The sequence below is a fragment of the Tepidiforma sp. genome (assembly GCF_034433535.1).
Taxonomy (GTDB): Bacteria; Chloroflexota; Dehalococcoidia; order Tepidiformales; family Tepidiformaceae; genus Tepidiforma.
Genome location: NZ_DAOUAO010000219.1, coordinates 1 through 3,017, shown reverse-complemented (window position 1 = coordinate 3,017; position 3,017 = coordinate 1). Strand labels below are relative to the sequence as shown.

4 protein-coding genes are annotated in these 3,017 nt (G+C 70.7%); all 4 read right to left on the bottom strand.

Annotation, left to right across the window (positions count from 1 at the left end):
* A partial coding sequence (locus tag VAE46_RS11500) for a proton-conducting transporter membrane subunit (protein WP_322797078.1) occupies positions 1–1,157 on the bottom strand: 1,157 nt, incomplete at its 3' end.
* Complete coding sequence (locus VAE46_RS11495; RefSeq protein WP_322797077.1) at positions 1,154–1,549, bottom strand: Na+/H+ antiporter subunit C; 396 nt, start codon at positions 1,547–1,549, stop codon at positions 1,154–1,156. The genes VAE46_RS11495 and VAE46_RS11500, both read right to left, overlap by 4 nt.
* 3 nt (positions 1,550–1,552) lie before the next feature.
* Entirely contained in the window at positions 1,553–1,966 is a 414-nt protein-coding gene (locus tag VAE46_RS11490) for an MnhB domain-containing protein (RefSeq protein WP_322797076.1), read from the bottom strand.
* On the bottom strand, positions 1,963–3,017 hold a 1,055-nt coding region (gene mbhE, locus VAE46_RS11485; RefSeq protein WP_322797075.1), incomplete at its 5' end, for a hydrogen gas-evolving membrane-bound hydrogenase subunit E. The genes mbhE and VAE46_RS11490, both read right to left, overlap by 4 nt.

Sequence of the window (3,017 nt, the reverse complement as noted above, 5' to 3'; positions counted from 1 at the left end):
GGCGGCACCCCCGCCAGGCTGAACGCCGAGACGAAGAACATCACCGCCAGCCAGGGGTGCGCCTTCGCCAGCCCGCCCAGGTCCTTCAGCTCGTAGCTGCCGCGCAGCCGGCGAACCACCCCGGCCACGAAGAACAGGTTCGTCTTGGCGATGATGTTGTGCACCATGTAAAACACCGCTCCGCCCAGCGCCAGGGGCGTCCCCAGGGCGATGCCCATCGTCATGTAGCCAATCTGGCTGATGATGTGGAACGAAAGGATCCGCTTCATGTCCTGGTGGGCCGCCGCGCCCAGCACCCCGCTCACCATCGTCGCGCCCGAAATCCACAGCAGCAGCTCGTGCGTGTAGGCCGTGTCCTGCGTGAACACCAGCGTGAACACCCGGATGAGCGAATACACCCCCACTTTGGTCAGCAGGCCGGCGAACAGCGCCGCAACCGGTGCCGGCGCGACGTGGTAGGAGGCCGGCAGCCAGAAATAGAGCGGGAACACCGCGGCCTTCAACCCAAACGCGACCAGGAACAGCATCGCTGCCACCGTGAAGTACCTCGCCTCCTCCGGGGTCCCGGCCACCCGCACCGCGAGATCCGCCAGGTTGAGCGTCCCGGCCGCGCCATACAGCAGGCCCACCCCGCTCAGGAACAGCATCGAACCGACGAGGTTCAGCGCCACGTACTTCATCCCGGCTTCGAACTGCGGCCGTTCGCCGCCGATCACCAGCAGCACGAACGAGGCCATCAGCATCACTTCGAACCAGACGTACAGGTTGAAGATGTCCCCCGCCAGGAAGGCCCCGCAGACGCCCATCAGCAGCACGTGGATGAACGCGTAGTAGCCCGCCCCCAGGCGGCCGGCATCCACCACGCCGAACGAGTACACCGTGGCGGCCAGTCCCACCGCCCCGGCGACCGTCACCATCACCGCCGCGAGCATGTCTGAGACCAGCACGATGCCGAACGGCGCCGGCCAGCCGCCCACCTCGAGCACCTGCACGCCGTCGGTCCACGTCCGCCAGAGCAGCGCGATGGACGCCGCGAGCAGCGCCGCCGCCCCCGCAAGCCCGATCCGCGCCTGCCACCCCGGCCAGCGCAGCGTCAGCATCCCCGCCGCGGCCGTCGCCAGGGGAATCGCCACCGGCAGCGCCACCAGCAGGCTCATTCCGCCCCTCCCGGGGCTGCTCCGCCAGCGGCGACCGGCGGCGGAGGTGGCTCCGTCGTGGTCAGCGCGTCGATATCGTCGCTCCCCACCGACCGGTACACCCGGTACGCCAGCACCATCGTGAACGCCTGCACCGCGAACCCGATCACGATCGCGGTCAGGATGAGCGCCTGCGGCAGCGGATCGGCCGCCCCCGCCGCGAGCACCTCATTGCCCCGCTCCACCAGCGGCGGCCGGCCGCGCACCAGCCCGCCCGCCGTGAAGATCAGCAGGTTGGTCCCGTTCGTCAGCAGCGCCAGCCCAATCACCACCTGCGCCAGCGTGCGCCGCAGCAGGAGGTAGAGCCCGCAGGCGTACAGCCAGCCCACCGTCACCGCCAGCAGCAGCTCCATCGGCTACTCTTCCTCCCGCATGAGCGGGATGATGACGGCCAGCGCCACCCCGACCACGACCAGGTACACCCCCAGGTCGAACAGCAGCGGCGTCCCGAGCTTGACGCCTTCGCCCACTCCCAGCGTCACCCACCGCCCCTCCAGGAACGCGCCCCCGGTCAGCACGCCGATGAAGCCGCTTCCCAGCGCGACCAGCAGCCCCAGCGGGATCAGCACCAGCGGAGAAAGCCGAGGCGCCCGCCAGCCCGCGTCCGGGTCGAAGGAGATCGCCAGCAACACGAACGCCGCTGCCGCCATGATCCCGCCGGAGAAGCCGCCGCCCGGAGCGTTGTGCCCCCGCCAGAGGAGGTAGATCGAAGCCGTCAGCAGCAGCGAGGCAAGCAGGCGCGCCACCACCCGCAGCAGGACCGAATTCATCGGCTCCACCTCCGAACCCGCAGCAGCGCGAACACCCCCAGCGCGGCGGTGGCCAGCACCACAATCTCCCCGAGCGTGTCCAGCGCCCGGAAGTCCACCAGGATCACGTTCACCACGTTCCGCCCAAACGCCTCCGGAACCGAGCGCTCCCCGAAGTACGTTGAGATGGGTTCACCCTGCCGGTGGCCGAGCGAGGCCAGGACCAGCAGGGTCATGGTCGCGCCCACGCTCAGCGCAATCAGCCCGTCGCGAACTCGCCGCCGCAGGGGGCCGCGGTCGACCAGCTTCGGCAGCCGGTAGAACACCAGCACGAAGAGCATGACCGTCAGCGTCTCCATCACCACCTGCGTCAGCGCGAGGTCCGGCCCGCCAAAAATCGCGTAGATGAGCGCCACCCCGAACCCAACCGACCCGAGCGCCGTCACCGCCGCCAGCCGCGACATGTGCACGATCGCGGCCGTTGCCCCGGCGATGATGGTCAGCGCCACCACCGCCTCGTAGAACGCCGGCGTCAGCCACTCCCGTTCGAACCCGCCCCGCCAGCGCACCACCGCGGCCGCCGTCAGCGCCACGAACGTGAGCAGCACCGCCGCGATGTACCCGCGCAGGTAGCCCCGCTGCATCCAGACCGTGTGGAAGCGCGCGGCCTGCTGCATGCCCGTCAGCAGCCAGTCGTACACCTTCGGCCCGGAAGGGAACCAGCGTGCCCCGAGCACCTGCCCGGTGGCTGCCGTGACCCGCCCGCCCCACAGCCCCAGGCCGACGCCCGCGGCGACGCTCGCCACGCTCACCCCCAGCGCGGCGTTGAACCCGTGCCAGAGCTTCAGCGAGACCTTCACCGGCTCGCCTGCGGCCGCCGTCGCCGCGGCCGCCACCCTGCTTTCGATGACAACCGGGGCCAGCGCCAGCCCGAGTGAGAGCGCGCCCAGCACCAGCGGCCCGAGCAGCAGCCCCACGGACCCCTCGTGCGGCGTGTGCGGCGCCCGCTCCCCCCCGAAGAAAGGCCGAAGCACCGTCACCGCGCTCGCCGCGAAGAGGGCGCCCCCGGCCG

Coding starts and splice junctions, on each gene's coding strand:
- VAE46_RS11495 (WP_322797077.1), bottom strand. CDS start 1,549: ATGGAGCTGCTGCTGGCGGTGACGGTGGGCTGGCTGTACGCCTGCGGG.
- VAE46_RS11490 (WP_322797076.1), bottom strand. CDS start 1,966: ATGAATTCGGTCCTGCTGCGGGTGGTGGCGCGCCTGCTTGCCTCGCTG.